16 protein-coding genes, 1 tRNA gene and 1 pseudogene are annotated in these 19,713 nt (G+C 58.9%); 14 read left to right on the forward strand and 4 right to left on the reverse strand.

Translation table 11 applies throughout. The features are described from left to right. The first annotated feature begins 3 nt into the window (after positions 1-3). The 3 genes from rpoD (at position 4) to ACYZTW_RS30545 (ending at position 5,814) form a co-directional block, all read left to right on the forward strand. Positions 4-1,854 carry an RNA polymerase sigma factor RpoD gene (rpoD, locus tag ACYZTW_RS30535; RefSeq protein ID WP_462002970.1) on the forward strand — a complete coding sequence of 617 codons (1,851 nt, stop codon included), beginning with the start codon at positions 4-6 and terminating at the stop codon, positions 1,852-1,854. A 121-nt stretch (positions 1,855-1,975) separates the two neighbouring features. Then, positions 1,976-5,722: a bifunctional diguanylate cyclase/phosphodiesterase gene (locus ACYZTW_RS30540; protein ID WP_462002971.1), complete on the forward strand. Its 3,747-nt coding sequence runs from the start codon at positions 1,976-1,978 to the stop codon at positions 5,720-5,722. Between the two features lie 15 nt (positions 5,723-5,737). Next, positions 5,738-5,814: transfer RNA gene (locus tag ACYZTW_RS30545), tRNA-Ile, on the forward strand. A gap of 81 nt (positions 5,815-5,895) precedes the next feature. Here ACYZTW_RS30545 and ACYZTW_RS30550 read toward each other — a convergent pair. Then, positions 5,896-6,201, reverse strand: coding sequence for a helix-turn-helix domain-containing protein (locus tag ACYZTW_RS30550; protein WP_056741296.1), 306 nt, complete (start codon positions 6,199-6,201; stop codon positions 5,896-5,898). Then, positions 6,194-6,559: a type II toxin-antitoxin system RelE/ParE family toxin gene (locus ACYZTW_RS30555; protein WP_056741295.1), complete on the reverse strand. Its 366-nt coding sequence runs from the start codon at positions 6,557-6,559 to the stop codon at positions 6,194-6,196. The genes ACYZTW_RS30550 and ACYZTW_RS30555 overlap by 8 nt, the downstream gene beginning before the upstream one ends. Positions 6,560-6,932: 373 nt before the next feature. Here ACYZTW_RS30555 and ACYZTW_RS30560 point away from each other — a divergent pair. Next, positions 6,933-7,240 (forward strand): annotated as a pseudogene (locus ACYZTW_RS30560) (DUF3077 domain-containing protein). Between the two features lie 260 nt (positions 7,241-7,500). Here ACYZTW_RS30560 and ACYZTW_RS30565 read toward each other — a convergent pair. Then, on the reverse strand, positions 7,501-8,148 hold the full coding sequence (locus tag ACYZTW_RS30565; protein WP_462005867.1) for a peptidase M41: 648 nt from the start codon (positions 8,146-8,148) through the stop codon (positions 7,501-7,503). 242 nt (positions 8,149-8,390) lie between these two features. On the opposite strand from ACYZTW_RS30565, the gene ACYZTW_RS30570 reads away from it, so the two are divergent. From ACYZTW_RS30570 to ACYZTW_RS30615, 10 genes are all read left to right on the forward strand, one after another. Then, positions 8,391-8,852, forward strand: coding sequence for an Lrp/AsnC family transcriptional regulator (locus ACYZTW_RS30570; protein ID WP_008067391.1), 462 nt, complete (start codon positions 8,391-8,393; stop codon positions 8,850-8,852). Positions 8,853-9,073: 221 nt separating this feature from the next. Continuing rightward, positions 9,074-10,756 carry a flavin monoamine oxidase family protein gene (locus tag ACYZTW_RS30575; protein WP_462002972.1) on the forward strand — a complete coding sequence of 561 codons (1,683 nt, stop codon included), beginning with the start codon at positions 9,074-9,076 and terminating at the stop codon, positions 10,754-10,756. 12 nt (positions 10,757-10,768) lie between these two features. After that, positions 10,769-11,563 (forward strand): carbon-nitrogen hydrolase family protein, encoded by a 795-nt coding sequence (locus ACYZTW_RS30580; protein ID WP_462002973.1) that lies wholly within the window; start codon positions 10,769-10,771, stop codon positions 11,561-11,563. Between the two features lie 48 nt (positions 11,564-11,611). Continuing rightward, the gene (gene pqqF, locus ACYZTW_RS30585) at positions 11,612-14,044 is read left to right on the forward strand and encodes a pyrroloquinoline quinone biosynthesis protein PqqF (protein WP_462002974.1); all 2,433 of its coding nucleotides are present in this window, start codon (positions 11,612-11,614) and stop codon (positions 14,042-14,044) included. Positions 14,045-14,199: 155 nt separating this feature from the next. After that, positions 14,200-14,274, forward strand: coding sequence for a pyrroloquinoline quinone precursor peptide PqqA (pqqA, locus tag ACYZTW_RS30590; protein ID WP_009045898.1), 75 nt, complete (start codon positions 14,200-14,202; stop codon positions 14,272-14,274). A 75-nt stretch (positions 14,275-14,349) separates the two neighbouring features. Continuing rightward, a complete protein-coding gene (pqqB, locus tag ACYZTW_RS30595) occupies positions 14,350-15,261 on the forward strand; it encodes a pyrroloquinoline quinone biosynthesis protein PqqB (protein ID WP_462002975.1) in 912 nt (303 codons plus the stop codon). A gap of 139 nt (positions 15,262-15,400) precedes the next feature. After that, positions 15,401-16,153, forward strand: coding sequence for a pyrroloquinoline-quinone synthase PqqC (gene pqqC, locus ACYZTW_RS30600; protein ID WP_449645284.1), 753 nt, complete (start codon positions 15,401-15,403; stop codon positions 16,151-16,153). Next, on the forward strand, positions 16,150-16,425 hold the full coding sequence (gene pqqD, locus ACYZTW_RS30605; RefSeq protein ID WP_462002976.1) for a pyrroloquinoline quinone biosynthesis peptide chaperone PqqD: 276 nt from the start codon (positions 16,150-16,152) through the stop codon (positions 16,423-16,425). The genes pqqC and pqqD overlap by 4 nt, the downstream gene beginning before the upstream one ends. Then, complete coding sequence (gene pqqE / locus ACYZTW_RS30610; protein WP_429533184.1) at positions 16,418-17,572, forward strand: pyrroloquinoline quinone biosynthesis protein PqqE; 1,155 nt, start codon at positions 16,418-16,420, stop codon at positions 17,570-17,572. The genes pqqD and pqqE overlap by 8 nt, the downstream gene beginning before the upstream one ends. After that, a complete protein-coding gene (locus ACYZTW_RS30615) occupies positions 17,538-19,364 on the forward strand; it encodes a S9 family peptidase (RefSeq protein WP_462002977.1) in 1,827 nt (608 codons plus the stop codon). The genes pqqE and ACYZTW_RS30615 overlap by 35 nt, the downstream gene beginning before the upstream one ends. Before the next feature lie 134 nt (positions 19,365-19,498). Here ACYZTW_RS30615 and ACYZTW_RS30620 read toward each other — a convergent pair whose 3' ends face one another. After that, positions 19,499-19,657 carry a YqaE/Pmp3 family membrane protein gene (locus tag ACYZTW_RS30620; RefSeq protein WP_007904205.1) on the reverse strand — a complete coding sequence of 53 codons (159 nt, stop codon included), beginning with the start codon at positions 19,655-19,657 and terminating at the stop codon, positions 19,499-19,501. Positions 19,658-19,713 lie beyond the last annotated feature (56 nt).

Consider the following 19,713-nt stretch of genomic DNA (forward strand, 5'->3'; position numbering starts at 1 on the left):
GTTATGTCCGGAAAAGCGCAACAGCAGTCTCGTATCAAAGAGTTGATCACACTTGGTCGTGAGCAGGGTTACCTGACTTACGCGGAGGTCAACGACCACCTGCCGGAGGATATTTCAGATCCGGAACAGGTGGAAGACATCATCCGCATGATCAATGACATGGGGATCAACGTATTCGAGGTTGCGCCAGATAAGGATTCCCTTATGCTGGCCGACGCCGATACCGACGAAGCCGCGGCCGAAGAGGCAGCAGCAGCGTTGGCAGCGGTCGAGACCGACATTGGTCGCACCACCGACCCAGTGCGCATGTACATGCGTGAAATGGGTACGGTAGAGCTCCTCACACGTGAAGGCGAAATCGAAATCGCCAAACGTATTGAAGAGGGCATCCGCGAAGTGATGGGCGCAATTGCGCACTTCCCTGGCACGGTTGACCATATTCTCTCCGAGTACACTCGCGTCACCACCGAAGGTGGCCGCCTGTCCGACGTCCTGAGCGGTTATATCGACCCGGACGACGGCATTGCGCCGCCTGCTGCAGAAGTGCCGCCGCCTGTCGACCCGAAAGCCGTGAAAGCGGACGACGACACCGACGACGATGACGCTGAAGCCAGCACCGACGACGAAGAAGAAGCCGAAAGCGGTCCGGATCCGGTCATCGCAGCTCAGCGCTTTGGCGCTGTCTCCGATCAGATGGAAATCACCCGCAAGGCGCTGAAAAAGCACGGTCGTGGCAACAAGCTGGCAATTGCCGAGCTGGTGCTTCTGGCTGAGCTGTTCATGCCGATCAAACTGGTTCCGAAGCAATTCGAAGGCTTGGTCGAGCGTGTTCGCAGTGCCCTGGATCGTCTGCGTCAGCAAGAGCGCGCGATCATGCAACTTTGCGTTCGTGATGCCCGCATGCCGCGTGCCGACTTCCTGCGCCAGTTCCCGGGCAACGAAGTCGACGAAAGCTGGACCGACGCACTGGCCAAAGGCAAAAGCAAATACGCTGAAGCCATTGGTCGCCTGCAGCCGGACATCATTCGTTGCCAGCAGAAGCTGACCGCGCTGGAAACCGAAACCGGTTTGACGATCGCCGAGATCAAGGACATCAACCGTCGCATGTCGATCGGTGAGGCCAAGGCCCGCCGCGCGAAGAAAGAGATGGTAGAAGCGAACTTGCGTCTGGTGATCTCCATCGCCAAGAAGTACACCAACCGCGGTCTGCAATTCCTCGATCTGATCCAGGAAGGCAACATCGGTTTGATGAAAGCGGTAGACAAGTTTGAATACCGCCGCGGCTACAAATTCTCGACTTATGCCACCTGGTGGATCCGTCAGGCGATCACTCGCTCGATCGCCGACCAGGCCCGCACCATCCGTATTCCGGTGCACATGATCGAGACGATCAACAAGCTCAACCGCATTTCCCGCCAGATGTTGCAGGAAATGGGTCGCGAACCGACCCCGGAAGAGCTGGGCGAACGCATGGAAATGCCTGAGGACAAGATCCGCAAGGTATTGAAGATCGCTAAAGAGCCGATCTCCATGGAAACCCCGATCGGTGATGACGAAGACTCCCATCTGGGTGACTTCATCGAAGACTCGACCATGCAGTCGCCAATCGATGTCGCCACTGTTGAGAGCCTTAAAGAAGCGACTCGCGAAGTTCTGTCCGGCCTCACTGCCCGTGAAGCCAAGGTTCTGCGCATGCGCTTCGGTATCGACATGAATACCGACCACACCCTCGAGGAGGTTGGTAAGCAGTTCGACGTGACCCGTGAACGGATTCGTCAGATCGAAGCCAAGGCGCTGCGCAAGCTGCGTCACCCGACGAGAAGCGAGCATTTGCGCTCCTTCCTCGACGAGTAACAACGAAACCCCCGGCCCAGGCCGGGGGTTTTGCTTTTTGCAGATTAAATCCCCCGCGCCTCCCTCCCCCCGAATTGCCCGTCTACACTCGAAACATTCCCCGAGCCATAACGAGACCGTTATGCCCAGACTGCCGACCGTGCTTTTTTTGCTGTCGCTGATGACCTGGACCGCAACGGCTGGCGCGCTGACTCTGACCGACGAAGAACGTAGCTGGCTGGCGGCTCACCCGGATTTGCGCCTGGGTGTCGATGCGTCATGGCCACCCTTCGAGTTTCGCGACGATCAGGGCCGCTATCAGGGCCTTGCGGCAGACTATATCGACCTGATCCGTCAACGCCTGGCCATCAAGCTCACACCCATCGAGCCCGTCAGCTGGACCGTCGTCCTGGAGCAGGCCAAACAAGCCAGGCTGGACCTATTGCCCGGCATCATGTCGACCCCGGAGCGCCAGACTTACCTGTCATTCACCCGCCCCTACCTGGACTTTCCGATTGTCATCCTTGCCCATGTCGGAGGCCCCCAGCCACGCAAACTCGAAGACTTGTACGGTCTGAAAGTCGCCGTGGTGGAAAACTACGCACCCCACGAGCTGTTGCGCACCCACAATCCCGACCTCAATCTGGTGGCGTTGCCCAACGTCAGCTCAGCGCTGCAGGCACTGGCTACCGATGAAGTGGATGCGGTGGTCGGCGATCTTGCCTCCAGCGTCTGGAGCCTGCGTCAGCTCAAGCTAGACGGGCTTTATGTCAGCGGTGAAACCCCCTATCGCTATCAATTGGCGATGGGCGTGCCCCGGGACAACAAGATACTGGTCGGCATTCTGGATAAAGTCCTGGCGGACATGACCCCGGACGAAATCAATGAGATTCAGGAGCACTGGGTCGGCAACGTCCTCGATCATCGGACCTTCTGGTCCGATCTACTGGTTTACGGTCTGCCGGGATTGCTGCTGCTGATCATCGTGCTGGCGGTGGTTATCCGGATCAACCGCCGACTGAGTTCAGAAATTGCCCGCCGGGTCGATCTGGAACAAGAACTGCGCAGCAGCGAATACCACTACCGCGGGCTGGTGGAGAGCCTTTCGGCCATCGCCTGGGAAGCGCGGATCACCGATTTCACCTACAGCTATGTATCACCCCATGCCGAGGACCTGCTCGGTTACCCCCTGTCTCATTGGCTGATTCCGGGCTTCTGGCGCAACATTATTCACCCGGCCGACCTGACCCGCGCCCAGACCTTCTGCGACCACGAAGTACTGGCCGGGCGCGATCACAGCCTCGATTACCGGGTCATCACCGCCGATGGCCGCTGCATTTGGGTGCGCGATATCGTCAGCCTGATTGAGCACGGCCATGAACCAGTGATGCGCGGGCTGATGATCGACATCAGCGAAGCCAAGCGCACCGAAGAGGCGTTGCGCCTGTCGGAACAGAAGTTCGCCTCGGTGTTCCAGCAATGCCCGGACATTCTAGTCATCGCGCGACTCTCCGACGGCTGCCTGCTGGAGGTCAACGAGGCGTTCGAAGAACAGATCGGCCTCAAGGCTGAAGACGTCATCGGCCAGACGGCCACCGACCTGAACATCTGGGGCATACCCGGCGTCGGGCCGGGCTTGTTGCAACGGTTGCAGGCCGGCAGCATCCGTAACCTGGAGATGCCCTTTCGCCGCAACAATGGCCAAGTGTTTACCGGCCTGATCTCCGCTGAGCCGTTCGACCTCGATACAACCCCTGCGCTGGTAGTGGTCGTGCGGGACATCAGCCAGCTCAAGGAAACCCAGAAACAACTGCAAACCTCCGAAGAGAAATTCGCCAAGGCCTTCCATGCCTCCCCCGACGGCTTGCTATTGTCCCGGCAGAGCGACGGTTTACTGCTGGAAGTCAACGAGGGTTTCAGTCGCATCACCGGCTTCAACAGCGCGATGTCCGTGGATCGCTCCGCCCTCGAGTTGGGAATCTGGGTCAATCTCAACGAACGCAAACAGATGCTCGATCTGCTGCATAGGGACGGTTTCGTCCGCGACTTCGGTTGCCATATACGCCGCAGCGACGGGCAGATCCGCCTCTGTGAGGTGTCCAGCCGTCCGCTGCCGATCGGCGATGAAGATTGCATGCTGACCATCGCCCGGGACATCACCGAGCGACACCTGATGCAGGAGAAACTGCAACAGGCCGCCACGGTATTCGAGAGCACCGCCGAAGGCGTATTGATCACCGACACTCAACAGCACATCAGCGCGGTCAACCGTGCGTTTACCGAAATCACCGGCTACAGCGAGAGCGAAGCATTGGGCCACACCCCTCGCCTGCTCGCCTCGGGCCTGCATGACAGCGCATTTTATGCCGCCATGTGGCATCAGCTGACCGCCGAAGGTCATTGGCAGGGCGAAATTTCCAACCGGCGCAAAAATGGCGAACTCTACCCGAGCTGGCTGACCATTAGTGCGGTGCGTAACCGGGACAAATTCATCACCCACTTTGTCGCGGTGTTCGCGGACATTTCCAGTCTCAAACACGCCCAGGCCAAGCTCGACTACCAGGCTCACCACGACCCGTTGACCGGGTTGCCGAATCGCACGCTGTTCGAGAGCCGATTGCTGACCGCGCTCAACAACCAGCAGGAAAACGGTGGCCAGGGCGCGGTGCTGTTCCTGGACCTGGACCGTTTCAAACACATCAACGACAGCCTGGGTCACCCGGTCGGCGACTTGCTGCTCAAAGGCATTGCCGTGCGCCTCAAGGAGCAGTTGCGGGACATCGACACCGTGGCACGCCTGGGCGGCGACGAATTCATCATCTTGCTGCCCGGGCTGCAGCAATCCAGTGACGCTGACAACATCGCGACCAAGCTGCTCAATTGCTTCGGCGCACCGTTCCAGGCTGGCGAACATGAGTTTTTTATCAGCGCCAGTATTGGCACCAGCCTGTATCCCAAGGATGGCTGCGACGTCGCCACGCTGGTCAAGAACGCCGATGCGGCGATGTACCGCTCCAAGGCCAAGGGTCGCAACCGGGTCGAAAGCTACACCCGCGACCTCACCGCTCAAGCCAGCGAGCGAGTCGCACTGGAACATGAACTGCGGCGCGCTATCGAGCGCAACGAACTGCACCTCCATTATCAACCGAAGATCAGCCTGGTCGACCATCGCCTGGTCGGCGCAGAAGCGCTCATTCGCTGGCGCCACCCAACCTTCGGCGATGTGCCGCCGGAGCACTTCATTCCGCTGGCCGAAGAAAACGGCATGATCTTGCAAATCGGCGATTGGGTTCTCGAAACCGCCTGCCGGCAGATGTTCGAGTGGAATCAGGTTTACGAATCCGTCGGCCCGCTGTCAGTCAACCTCGCGGGCGCTCAATTGCGCCAGCCGACCCTGCTCGGCCGGATCGAACAATTGCTCAAAGACAACCGCCTCAAACCCGGTTTCCTGCAACTGGAAATTACCGAGAACTTCATCATGAGCCAGGCTGAAGAGGCGCTGGCAGTGCTGCATCAACTCAAACATCTGGGCGTACAACTGGCGATCGACGACTTCGGTACCGGTTACTCGTCCCTGAGTTACCTCAAACGTTTACCGTTGGACATTCTGAAGATCGACCAGTCTTTCGTCCGCGGCCTGCCGGATGATCCCCACGACGCAGCCATCGTTCGCGCCATTATCGCCCTGGGTCGCAGCATGCAATTCACCATCATTGCCGAGGGCGTCGAAACCCTCGCTCAGCAGCAATTCCTCGCTGCCGAAGGCTGTGAGCAGATCCAGGGCTATATCGTCAGCCTGCCCTTGCCACCGGACGAATTTGCCGCGACGTTTCTTCGTATAGCCATTTCAGACTTTTCGGATAGCACAGCGGAGAAACCGTCGCTATAATCCGCGGCCTACTGAGGGCCTATAGCTCAGTTGGTTAGAGCAGAGGACTCATAATCCTTTGGTCCACGGTTCAAGTCCGTGTGGGCCCACCAAACAAGAAAGCCGCGCAATGCGCGGCTTTTTCGTGTCTGTTGGAATAACTCAATCGCGACGACCGCCTGCCGAAACATCACTCAGTTGGCGAAATTCTCGATTCTGACCTGGCCCTCAGGAAAGGTCGCGATAATTTCCAGTTCGCCTCCCATGGCACGGATGTAGTTTCGCAAGGTGCTGATGTACATGTCTGTGCGCCGCTCCATTCTGGAGATCGCTGCCTGGTTGACGTGCAACGTCTTGGCCAGCGTTTCCTGACTCAGCTCTTGGGCCTTACGCAGCTCGTGCAGAGGCATTTCTTTCAGGTGCTGCTGGAACAACCGCTCTGCGTTAGCGCGAGACTCCGGGGTCATGCGAGCTTGAAGTTCAGCAAATTTTTTAGCCATCGTTGCGGCCCTCTTTACGCAATGTTTCCAAATGGTCGTCATACAATGTTTCCGCCTGTGGGACATGCTCGTCATACCAACGGTTTCGACCGGTTTTGTCCCCTCCGATTAAAAGTAACGCGCATCGGCGTGGATCAAACGCATAGAGCACACGATAAGGCCGACCCGCATGCTGGACCCGTAACTCTCGGAGATTGCCCAGTCGTGAGCCTTTAATATCGCTGCTATGCGGGTAACGCAGACCCGGCCCGAAAAACCCCAGCAGATCGACGCTGGCTGAAACCGAGGCTTGCTCCTTTGCATCCAACCCCTCCCACCAACCTTCAAATTCATCGGTGTATTCAATCTCCCAACCCATACCAATATGCCACCCAAGGAATATGATCTCAAGGGAATAACTCTAGGCTTTAACTGCCTTGCGACCACCTTGGTTGCCAATGAAATTGTTAACGGTGGTTTCTGGTTGGATCTGGGTGTTCGGTGCCTGGCGTTTAGTTGTGTCGCTGACCATTCAGCGATCGGGTGTGGTAACCCGGCGAAACCAGCGCAACAGCGCCTTCATCCCGAACATAGGCATTTTTTATGTCTGCGATCTCGAGTTATGGCGGCTGTGCGTGGGACGCCCTCGGGCGTGCCGGTTTCCTTGGTTCCCGGTTTACCACCCTGCGTACAGCTGCCTCCCTTTCATGTGGTAACGAAAATGACAGCTCCTCTAACCCAGGAGTAAAACCATGACCAAAACAAATCCATCCGAACCCTCAGAACTGAAAACCATCGGCCTCACGCCTTTCATCTACTGCTCAAACCAAGCGCTGTTCCATGTCAGTCGCGGCGTTCCCATTGCGGATGCCTTGGCCCAGGCCTCCGATCTGCTATTCCTCGCCAAAGCACTGACCGTAGATGCTGCCTACGCAAAAGATACCGACCACCCTACATGGGCCGCGCACTATCTGACGGCGATGAGCAAAGCAGTGATCGATGATGTCGTGAAAGTGCTGACACGGTGACTGCTCGGACGGCGACGAAATCTGAAGAGTAGCGGCAGCTCCCCATGAATACGCCCCGAGTTATCGTAATGCTGCTCACTTAAGACAATCTTCAGTCGAGCAAGAACCTGTGGCGAGGGGATTTATCCCCGTTGGGCTGCGAAGCGGCCCCAGCGTCTTTTCAGACAGACTTAAGTTGTCTGGATTTACGACTGCTTCGCAGCCGAACGGGGATAAATCCCCTCGCCACAAATGCAGGTGCTCGCGCTTAAGTGAACAGCATTACCGAGTTATCGGAGCTTTCACCCTCAGCTTAAGAAGCAACACTTAACGATGGAATGGCCTGCACGGGCCGCAGCCGTTCAAGCATTTCACCCGTCAACACGACCTCATACGTATCTGCCGCCCTACCCCACTGCTCCACGATGACCATGCCGTCTACCAGCGCCCCTGCCAGTCCGGTAATCGTATCGGCCAATGCCTCTACGATCGTTTGAGTCTGGAGCCACACACGATCAGTAATCTCTTTCAGCTCAGCCGTGATGCGGTCAGACGACGCCGGATCCGTATCGGGGTAGGCGATATTGCGCAACAAGTGCCGCAACTCCCTTATTTTTGCGAAATCCTGTTCCGCCCCAAGCTCTCCTTTGAGGATGGCTGTCGCTTTCGACTGATCAACGCGTTTTTCGGGCGAATGTTTTGAAGTTAATGCCTGCCCCATAGCGCCAGCAAAGAGGACCATCATCCGGGCTTCCAGATGTTCCTTCATGTCTTCCATCGACGAAATTGACCGCGCCAAGGTAATGGAGGCCCCACCTTGATGCCGCAAGTCCATGGTCACTGTCAGGGTCACGCCGCCCGTTGCAAACCCTAGGGCTCGGGCCATGACGTAGTGCCCCATTTCATGATGTGCAATCTGCAATGCATGGTCCCGTATAGCGGGAGACATCTTGTTCGTCATTTCCATCGCCTCGCATCCCTCGATTTCGCATTCGACTACGAGTGACTGTTGCTGTCCATCCTATCGTCCTGTTGATGGCGTAGCGCTCAGCTATCGCCATGGGAAGGACAGACGGGTCAGTTCGCTCAGCCAAAGTCACAGGTAAAAACGTCCCGAACGGTACAGAGGCCAGATCAAACATCCGCTGCGTGAGCCGTGCTGTAACATGCCAACCCACTGATTTGTGCTGCTGGAGACGACCTTTGCCTGACACTCGCCCACCCGTTCTTGACGAAATTGACCGCCAATTGATTGCAGCCCTGCAGATCAATGCCCGCGAGAGCGTAGCCATGCTCGCCCGCCAACTGGGCATCGCCCGCACCACCGTCACTTCGCGATTGGCTCGGCTGGAAAAGGCCAGAGTCATCACCGGTTACGGCGTGCGTTTGGGTCAACGTGTCGTGGATGGCGGCTTGCAGGCGTACGTCGGGATCACGGTGCAACCGCGCTCGGGCAAGGAAGTGTTGCGACGTCTCAGCGCGATGGCTCAGGTGCAGCAGTTGTGTGCAGTCAGTGGCGAATTTGATTACGTGGCGTGGTTGCGCACCGATTCACCTGAGCAGCTGGATCAGTTGCTCGATCAGATCGGCAGTGTGGATGGGGTGGAGAAGACAACTACGTCGATCATCTTGAGTAGCAAGATTGATCGGGGGCAGCCGGTTTGAGTTTTTGCCGATAGTTCTTTGGTGTCTGGGAGGGCCTCATCGCGAGCAAGCTCGGCTCCCACATTGACGGTGTGTAGCAATCTATCGTCACTCTGATCAAACAATTAGCAAAACGACGACACATTGCGTCTTATTAACGTGTTCTACGCTCTCTAGAATGGCTGCCATCTTTTCCTATACTCAGACGCGCATGCCGCGTCCGGTCGCCAGCAAGGTCAGCCATGAACAAGAACAATCGCCATCCTGCAGACGGTAAAAAACCAGTCACCATTTTCGGTCCGGACTTTCCCTTCGCCTTCGACGACTGGATCGAACACCCGGCCGGCCTCGGCAGCATCCCTGAACACAACCACGGTGCCGAAGTGGCAATCGTCGGTGGCGGGATCGCCGGTTTGGTGGCGGCTTACGAACTGATGAAGCTGGGCCTGAAACCCGTCGTCTACGAAGCCTCGAAGATGGGCGGTCGCCTGCGCTCCCAGGCGTTCAACGGCGCCGAAGGCATTATTGCCGAACTCGGCGGCATGCGTTTCCCGGTGTCGTCCACCGCGTTTTATCACTACGTCGACAAACTCGGCCTGGAAACCAAACCGTTCCCGAACCCACTGACGCCTGCGTCAGGCAGCACGGTGATCGATCTGGAAGGCCAGACCCATTACGCACAAAAACTGGCGGATCTTCCTGTACTGTTCCAGGAAGTGGCTGACGCTTGGGCGGATGCCTTGGAAGACGGTTCGCGCTTCGGCAAAATCCAGCAAGCGATCCGCGACCGCGACGTCCCACGCCTGAAAGAGTTGTGGAATACGTTGGTGCCGCTGTGGGACGACCGCACCTTCTACGACTTCGTTGCCACCTCAAAAGCCTTCGCCAAGCTCTCGTTCCATCACCGCGAAGTGTTTGGTCAGGTCGGTTTCGGTACCGGCGGCTGGGATTCGGACTTCCCGAACTCGATGCTGGAAATCTTCCGCGTGGTGATGACCAACTGCGACGATCACCAACACCTGGTGGTCGGCGGCGTGGAACAAGTGCCGTTGGGGATCTGGCGCCATGTGCCGGAACGTTGCCTGCATTGGCCGGAAGGCACCAGCCTCAGCTCGCTGCACAGCGGCGCACCACGCACTGGCGTGAAGAAAATTGCCCACGCGGCAGACGGGCGCTTTGCCGTCACCGATAACTGGGGCGACACCCGCGAATACGCAGCGGTGCTGACCACCTGTCAGAGCTGGCTGCTGACCACCCAGATCGAATGCGACGAAACCCTGTTCTCGCAAAAGATGTGGATGGCCCTGGACCGCACCCGCTACATGCAATCGTCGAAGACCTTTGTGATGGTCGACCGACCATTCTGGAAGGACAAGGATCCGGAAACCGGCCGCGACCTGATGAGCATGACCCTCACCGATCGCCTGACCCGCGGCACTTATCTGTTCGACAACGGCGACGACAAGCCGGGCGTGATTTGCCTGTCGTACTCGTGGATGAGCGACGCGCTGAAAATGCTCCCGCAGCCTGTAGAAAAACGCGTGAAACTGGCGCTGGATGCCTTGAAGAAGATCTACCCGAAAGTCGACATCGCCGCGCGGATCATCGGCGATCCGATCACCGTATCCTGGGAGGCGGACCCGCATTTCCTCGGTGCTTTCAAAGGCGCCCTGCCCGGCCACTACCGCTACAACCAGCGCATGTACGCGCACTTCATGCAGGCCGACATGCCGGCCGAGCAACGCGGGATTTTCATCGCCGGCGACGATGTATCGTGGACGCCGGCCTGGGTCGAAGGCGCGGTGCAGACCTCGCTCAATGCGGTGTGGGGCATCATGAAACACTTCGGCGGTGAAACTCACGCCGAGAACCCGGGTCCAGGAGATGTGTTCAACGAGATCGGTCCGATCGCCTTGCCCGAGTAAGAGGAATCCGAAATGCGCGTAGCCCTTTACCAATGTCCACCGCTGCCCCTGGATGTCGCAGGTAATCTGCAACGTCTGCATCAATTGGCGCTGGAGGCCAAGGGCGCGGATTTGTTGGTGCTGCCGGAGATGTTTTTGACCGGCTACAACATCGGCATCGATGCCGTCAGCGTGCTGGCAGAAGTGCACAACGGTGAATCGGCGCAGCAGATCGCGCGCATCGCCAAGACGACCGGGATCGCCATTTTGTATGGCTACCCCGAGCGCACTGAGGACGGTCAGATTTACAACGCCGTGCAGTTGATCGACGCCAATGGCGAACGCCTGTGCAACTACCGCAAGACTCACCTGTTCGGCGACCTCGATCACTCGATGTTCAGCGCCGGGCCAGATGAGTTTCCGTTGGTTGAACTCAATGGCTGGAAGCTCGGTTTCCTGATCTGCTACGACCTGGAGTTCCCGGAAAACGCCCGACGCCTGGCCCTGGCCGGCGCCGAGCTGATCCTGGTGCCGACGGCGAACATGATTCCTTACGACTTCATCGCCGACGTCACCGTCCGCGCCCGTGCCTTCGAAAACCAGTGCTATGTGGCTTACGCCAACTATTGCGGTAACGAAGGCGAGATCCAGTATTGCGGCCAGAGCAGCATTGCCGCGCCGGATGGCAATCGCATCGCCCAGGCAGGCCTTGATGAAGCACTGATTGTCGGCGAGCTGGATCGTCAGTTGATGGTCGATTCCCGCGCCGCCAATCGCTACTTCCTCGATCGCCGCCCCGAGCTTTATGGCGAGCTTAACAAGCGCTGAGTCTCTGTAATCCGCTAGCATTAGCGCTTCTCTGTTCTGGAAGTGCTCATGCCTGCGCTGAATCACCCCCACCTTCACACTGAAACCCTGGCCAACGGTCTGCGGGTGACGCTGCGTCATGCTCCTGATTTGAAACGCAGTGCTGCTGCGTTGCGGGTCGCCGCCGGCAGCCATGACGTGCCACTGGCCTGGCCCGGGCTGGCGCATTTTCTTGAACATCTGCTGTTTCTCGGAACGGAACGCTTTCCTGCGGGACAAGACCTGATGGCCTACGTCCAGGGTCATGGCGGGCAGGTGAATGCGCGGACCAGCGAACGAACCACCGACTTCTTTTTCGAACTGCCGCCTCAGGCATTTAGCGGCGGGCTGGCGCGTCTGTCAGACATGCTCGCCCATCCGCGTATGAATCTGGACGATCAGCGGCGGGAACGGGAAGTGTTGCACGCAGAATTTGTCGCGTGGTCCCGTGATGCGACCGCTCAGCAGCAATTCGCGTTGTACGACGGTCTTTCAGCGGCGCACCCGTTGCGGGCATTTCATGCCGGAAACCGCTACAGCCTGCCGGTGCCGCACTCTGAATTCCAGCAAGCCTTGCAGGATTTCTATCAGCGGTTTTATCAGACCGGACAGATGACCTTGAGTCTGACCGGGCCGCAGAGTCTTGATGAGTTGAGGGCGATGGCTCAGCGCTTTGGCGCTGCTATTCCCGTAGGGGAAGAAGTCCCGCAACAAGCGCCTACATCGCTGATGGACTCTTCGGACAAAAGTTATCAACAAGCTGGAGCGCGTCGACTGGATCTGCTGTTTGCCTTCGAAGCGTTGCCCGATTCATCGCCCGAGGCGCTGGCGTTCCTGTGTCATTGGCTGAACGCCGCGAAACCCGGTGGTCTGCTGGCGCAATTGCGTGAGCGCGGGCTGGCTGACAGCCTGAAAGCTGCTCCGTTGTATCAGTTCGCCGGCCAGGCTTTGTTACACATCGAATTCACGCTGCCTACCACCGCGACGCCCAACGGGATCCGCGAGCGGCTACTGGATTGGCTTGGATTCTTTGCCTCACAGCAACCCTGGGCCGGGTTGCGCGAAGAATACGCCGCCCTGCTGCAACGTCAGCAGCAAGTCAGCGGCGCCCTGCAACTGGCCCGACTGGACAGCGAACAGCGTGAAACAGGGTTATCCGATTCGGGCATTGCAGCCCTCAAGGAAGTCCTGAAACAAATCGGCGCTGTGGATAACTTCACCGGCCAATGGCAACTGCCAACACCTAATCCGTTTTTACGCACAGAGACTCAGGCCCCGAGTGCCGGACTGATCCGCGGCCAGACCAGCAAACACCGAGGCTTGCGGACTTTTGCCCAGGATCGCTCACGCGGTCGTCGTGAACGTTCGCCCATGCAGTTCAGTCAGGTATTGCCGGATAACAGTGCCGAAGGCGCCGTTTACCTGCGCTGGCGTCTGGACTCGGCACCTCACAGCAATCTTCAGACGAGCCTGGAAAACCGCCTTCAGCCATTGCGTGAAGACGCTCGTCAGGCAGGTGTCGATTTTTCCTTCGGCGCATCAGGCAATGAATGGCTGCTGAAAATGACCGGGCTACAGGAGCCGATGCCGACCGTCCTTGAACACGCGCTGAAAGAACTGACAACACCTGATGCCGGTTTCTCGCAAGAAGAGCCGCCGAGCGTTGCGTTGATGCCGATTCGACAGTTGCTTAAAGCGCTGCCTGATCACTGCCTTGAGCACACAGCTGACTCGGACGATTTGATGCAGCTTTGGTCGAGCGCGCGCTGGGATGGTCTGGCGACCGGCCTGTCCACCCAGATACAAGCGGCGATGGGCCTTGCCTTGAGTCGTGTGCCTGGCACTGCGGACAATCAACTGACGCCGCCCTCCCCGATAAACGCGCAGCATCTGTGGAGCGCGGTCGATACCGGATCCAGCGAACACGCGTTGTTGCTCTTCTGCCCGACGGCAACTGCGGACATCGCTGACGAAGCCGCCTGGCGCTTGCTTGCTCACTTCTGCCAGACGCCGTTTTACCAACGCCTGCGGGTAGAACTCCAGCTCGGCTATGCGGTGTTCAGCACCCTGCGGCAGATCCATGGGCAGACCGGGCTGCTGTTCGGTGTGCAATCACCGAGCGTTGCCCCTTCGAATCTGCTGGAACACATCGAACATTTCCTGAGCGGATTGGCCGGGTTGATCGACGATATCAATGACCAGACTTTCATCGACCAGCGCCAGGTTCTGGCCGATCAATTCGATAGCGCGGCACTGCCCAATGCGCAGGCCGCCGAACTGCTCTGGCAGGGCAAACTGGCCGGCCACTCGTCGGATTATCTGACTCAATTGCCCCAGGCCATTCTGAAGATCGACCGCGAAACGTTACTGGCCGCAGCACAACGACTGAATCAGGCCGAAGGCGGTTGGCGCTGTCTGGCCAGCGGGCCGTGCCCGGCCTCACCTTGGCAAGCGGCAAAATGATCATTACCGGTGCTGCAATTAGCTTTCTCAAAGATTCCCGGCCAATCGCCCTGTAATTTTGAGTAACATAGCCACCTAACTATCTGAACATCTCCGGCTGGAGGTGGACTATATGTATAGATCTCAACTGTCCCATCACCTGAAGGAGCGCTTCTATGTCCTGGTCCAAACCTGCTTACACCGACCTGCGTATCGGCTTTGAAGTCACCATGTACTTCGCAAGCCGCTAATCTTTTTGTAGCGCAGTGCAACGCCTCGGCTCGCCGAGGCGTTTTTATTTTCAGTTTTCAAATGATGGAGCGGCCATGTTTGTCCAGATTCTAGGTTCTGCCGCCGGCGGTGGTTTCCCCCAGTGGAACTGCAACTGCGTGAACTGCGCCGGTTTTCGCGATGGCAGCCTGAACGCCAAGGCGCGGACCCAGTCGTCCATCGCAATTTCCGATAACGGCGTGAACTGGGTGTTGTGCAACGCATCGCCGGACATCCGCGCCCAGCTCCAGAGCTTCGCCCCGATGCAACCGGGCCGCGCCCTGCGCGATACCGGCATCAACGCGATCATCCTGATGGACAGCCAGATCGACCACACCACCGGCCTGCTCAGCCTGCGCGAAGGTTGCCCGCACCAAGTCTGGTGCACCGACATGGTCCACGAAGACCTGAGTACCGGTTTCCCGCTGTTCACCATGCTGACCCACTGGAACGGCGGGCTGACCTGGAACCAGATCGAGCTTGACTGCAGCTTCACCATCCCGGCCTGCCCGAGTCTGCGCTTCACCCCGCTGCCGCTGCGCAGCGCCGCACCGCCGTACTCGCCGCACCGCTTCGACCCGCACCCCGGCGACAACATCGGCCTGATCGTTGAAGACCTCAACACCGGCGGCAAACTGTTCTACGCACCGGGCCTGGGCAAGGTCGACGCACCGCTGCTGGAGATCATGGCCGCCAGCGATTGCCTGCTGGTGGACGGCACAATGTGGGATGACGACGAAATGCAGCGTCGTGGCGTCGGCACCCGCACCGGTCGGGAAATGGGCCACCTGGCGCAGAACGGCCCCGGCGGCATGCTGGAAGTGCTGGAACAGCTGCCCAACCAGCGCAAAGTCCTTATCCACATCAACAACACCAACCCGATTCTCGATGAGGATTCGCCAGAGCGTGCGGAGCTGGTTCGGCGTGAGGTTGAAGTGGCGTATGACGGCATGAGTATTGTGTTGTAGGACATCGAGACCGCTGCGCGGTCTATCGCCAGCAGGCTGGCTCCCACAGGGGAATGCGATCAACTGTGGGAGCGAGCCTGCTCGCGATGAGGCCCGTCCTGACACCAACGAATCCACCGGTCGTACCCGGAGAACCGAAATGACTGACACAGCAATGTCCCCCGCCGAGTTCGAAGCAGCCCTGCGAGCCAAGGGCGCCTATTACCACATCCATCACCCGTATCACGTGGCGATGTATGAAGGCCGGGCGACGCGCGAACAGATCCAGGGCTGGGTCGCCAACCGCTTCTACTACCAGGTGAACATCCCGCTCAAGGACGCCGCGATCCTCGCCAACTGCCCGGACCGCGAGATTCGTCGTGAGTGGATTCAGCGCTTGCTCGACCATGACGGCGCCCCCGGCGAAGACGGCGGCATCGAAGCCTGGCTGCGCTTGGGCCAGGCCGTCGGCCTCGACCCGGATCAGCTACGCTCGCAGGAATTGGTACTGCCCGGCGTGCGTTTTGCCGTCGACGCCTACGTCAACTTCGCCCGCCGAGCCAGTTGGCAGGAAGCCGCCAGCAGCTCGCTGACCGAACTGTTTGCGCCGCAAATCCACCAGTCGCGCCTCGACAGTTGGCCGCAGCATTACCCGTGGATCGACCCGGCCGGTTACGAGTATTTCCGCACCCGCCTGGGTCAGGCGCGCCGCGACGTGGAGCACGGCTTGGCGATCACATTGCAGCACTACACTACGCGGGTCGGCCAAGAGCGCATGCTGGAAATTCTCCAGTTCAAACTGGACATTCTTTGGAGCATGCTCGATGCCATGAGCATGGCCTACGAACTGAATCGCCCGCCGTATCACAGCGTGACTGAGCAACGGGTCTGGCATAAAGGAATCACCTTATGAATTTTGATCGCAGCAAGACCCCGACTTGGCGTACCGGCTACCGCTTCCAGTACGAACCGGCGCAGAAAGGTCATGTGCTGCTCTACCCGGAAGGCATGATCAAACTCAACGAAAGCGCCGCGCTGATCGGCGGTTTGATCGACGGCGAGCGTGACGTCGCGGCGATCATCGCCGAACTGGACGCGCAGTTCCCCGGCGTGCCCGAGCTCGGTGACGACATCGAGCAATTCATGGAGGTCGCCCGTGCTCAGCACTGGATCGAACTTGCCTGACTCCGCGTCAGACAAGTTACCGCCCAAGCCCGAAATCGGCCTGCCGCTGTGGCTGCTGGCCGAGCTGACGTATCGCTGCCCGCTGCAATGCCCGTACTGTTCCAATCCGCTGGACTTCGCCGAGCAAGGCAAAGAGTTGAGTACCGAGCAGTGGATCAAGGTCTTTCGCGAAGCGCGGGAGATGGGCGCGGCGCAGTTGGGCTTTTCCGGCGGTGAACCGCTGGTGCGCCAGGACCTCGCCGAGCTGATTGCCGAAGCGCGCAAGTTGGGTTTCTACACCAACCTGATCACCTCGGGCATCGGCCTGACCGAGCAGAAAATCAGCGACTTCAAGAAGGCCGGCCTGGACCACATTCAGATCAGCTTTCAGGCCAGCGACGAGCAGGTGAACAACTTGCTGGCCGGTTCGAAAAAGGCCTTCGCCCAAAAGCTGGAAATGGCCCGCGCAGTGAAAGCCCACGGTTATCCGATGGTGCTGAACTTCGTGACCCATCGGCACAACATCGACAAGATCGACCGGATCATCGAGCTGTGCATTGCCCTTGAGGCGGACTTTGTCGAACTCGCCACGTGCCAGTTCTACGGTTGGGCCCAGCTCAATCGGGTCGGTCTGTTACCGACCAAGGAACAACTGGTCCGCGCCGAACGCATTACCAACGAGTACCGCGCCAAACTCGAAGCCGAAGGGCATCCGTGCAAGCTGATTTTCGTCACCCCGGATTATTACGAAGAGCGCCCGAAAGCCTGCATGAATGGCTGGGGCAGTATTTTTCTGACAGTCACACCGGACGGAACCGCTCTGCCTTGTCACGGCGCCCGACAGATGCCGGTGCAGTTTCCCAACGTGCGCGACCACAGCATGCAGCACATCTGGTACGACTCATTTGGCTTCAACCGCTTTCGCGGTTACGACTGGATGCCCGAGCCGTGCCGTTCCTGTGACGAGAAAGAAAAAGACTTCGGCGGCTGTCGCTGCCAGGCGTTCATGCTCACGGGTGACGCGAGCAACGCCGACCCGGTGTGCAGCAAGTCGGAACATCACGGCGTGATCCTCAAGGCCCGCGAAGAAGCCGAGCACGCGACCCAGACCATCGAACAACTGGCCTTTCGCAATGAACGAAATTCACGACTCATCGCTAAAAGTTGAACCCCTCAGCGCTGCCAGGGCCGTCGCGGCCGGCATCGACTTCGCCGAGTTGCAGGTAGGCCGGCACGGCTTGTTCTGGAACGAGTACCGACCCGAGGATGCCGCCTGCCGGATCTGGCATTGGCATGACGGCCAGGCCGTTTGTCTGACGCCACCGGGTTTCAGTGTGCGCAGTCGCGTGTACGAATATGGCGGTGGAGCGTTTTGTCTGACCGATGACGGGATTGTGTTCGTCAACGAGGCGGACCAACAGCTGTATCGGCAGTCACTGGCCGGCGAGACACCTGAGTTACTGAGCTCAGGCGAATGCCGATACGGCGATCTGCAGTTCGCTAACGGGCAGGTATTGGCGGTTGAAGAAAACCGCGATCGGCATCGTCTGGTGGCTATCGATGTGGCTGACGGGGTACGTCATCTGCTGGCCGAAGGCGCCGATTTCTATGCCGCGCCGACGTTGAGTCCCGACGCGCAACGCCTGGCGTGGATCGAGTGGAGCCGCCCGGATCAGCCATGGACCGCGACTCGCCTGATGGTTGCCGAACGCCAGAACGATGGCCGCTTTGCTCCGCCGCGTTGCGTGGCGGGCGAAGACGCCGAGGAGTCGCTGCAACAACCGAGGTTCGATGCAAGTAGCCGCTTGTTTTGCCTGACTGATCGCGGCGGCTACTGGCAGCCTTGGGTGGAATCGGCAGACGGTCTGAGCCCGCTGCCGAGTGCCGCCGCTGATCATGGGCCAGCGCCGTGGCAGCTGGGTGGCAGCACTTGGTTGCCGCTGAGCGAAGGCAGCTATCTGGCAAGCTGGACCAAAGACGGGTTTGGCAGACTGGGTCTTTGTGGTGATTCCTGTGAAGACTTCACTGGCGATTACAGCCGCTTCCGCCATCTTGCACTGGATGAGCAGTTCATTTACTGCATCGCCGCTTCGCCAGTCAGTTCATCGGCAGTCATTGCCATCGACCGCCAGACCCGGCAGGTCAAAACATTGGCTGGCGGTATTGCACCGTTGCCTGCCGAGCAGATCAGCGTCCCGCAAACCTTGCGTTACCCGAGCGGTTCGGGCGAGGCACACGGTTTCTTCTATCCAGCAATGACCGGTGACGCGAAACCGCCTCTGGTGGTGTTTATCCACGGCGGCCCGACTTCGGCCTGCTACCCCATGCTCGATCCGCGTATCCAGTACTGGGCGCAACGTGGCTTCGCCGTGGCCGACCTCAACTACCGCGGCAGCAGTGGCTATGGCCGGGCTTATCGACAAGCGCTGCATTTGAGCTGGGGTGAAGTGGATGTGGAGGACGCCTGCGCAGTCGTCGCTCATCTTGCCGAGCGCGGACTGATCGACGGCAATAAGGCGTTTATTCGCGGTGGCAGTGCCGGTGGTTACACCACCCTTTGCGCATTGGCCTACCACAACGTCTTTCGCGCCGGCGCCAGCCTATATGGCGTCAGTGATCCTGTGGCGCTGGGCCGGACGACTCACAAGTTCGAAAGCGATTATCTGGATTGGCTGATCGGCGACCCGGTGCGGGATGCCGAACGCTACGCCGCACGAACGCCGCGGCTGCACGCGGGCAACATCAGTGTGCCGGTGATTTTCTTTCAGGGTGAGCTGGACGCTGTGGTGGTGCCGCAACAGACTCGCGACATGGTCACGGCGCTACAGGACAACGGCATTCTGGTTGAAGCGCATTACTACGCCGACGAACGCCATGGCTTTCGCAAGGCCGGCAATCAGGCCCATGCGCTGGAGCAGGAGTGGTTGTTTTATCGGCGGGTGATGGAATTGGCGGGCTGAAGTCTGCGGCCCGTGCCCCATTCGCGAGCAGGCTCGCTCCCACAGGGATTTCTGTACACCACAGATCCATTGTGGGAGCGACGGTGCGACGATTCGACCTGCTCGCGAAAGCGATCTAACTGGCGCCGCGAAACTCAACGCTTGGCGATGATGTACACCGCATGCACGATCCCGGGGATGTAACCGCACAGCGTCAGCAGAATATTCAGCCAGAACGCTCCGGCGAAACCGACTTGCAGAAACACACCCAGTGGCGGCAACAGAATGGCGATGATGATGCGGATAAAGTCCATGGGGTCAGCTCCTGATTGAAGTTGGCTCGTGTGAGCCTACAGCTAATCGACCTTTG

The organism is Pseudomonas sp. LB3P25, from assembly GCF_054897985.1.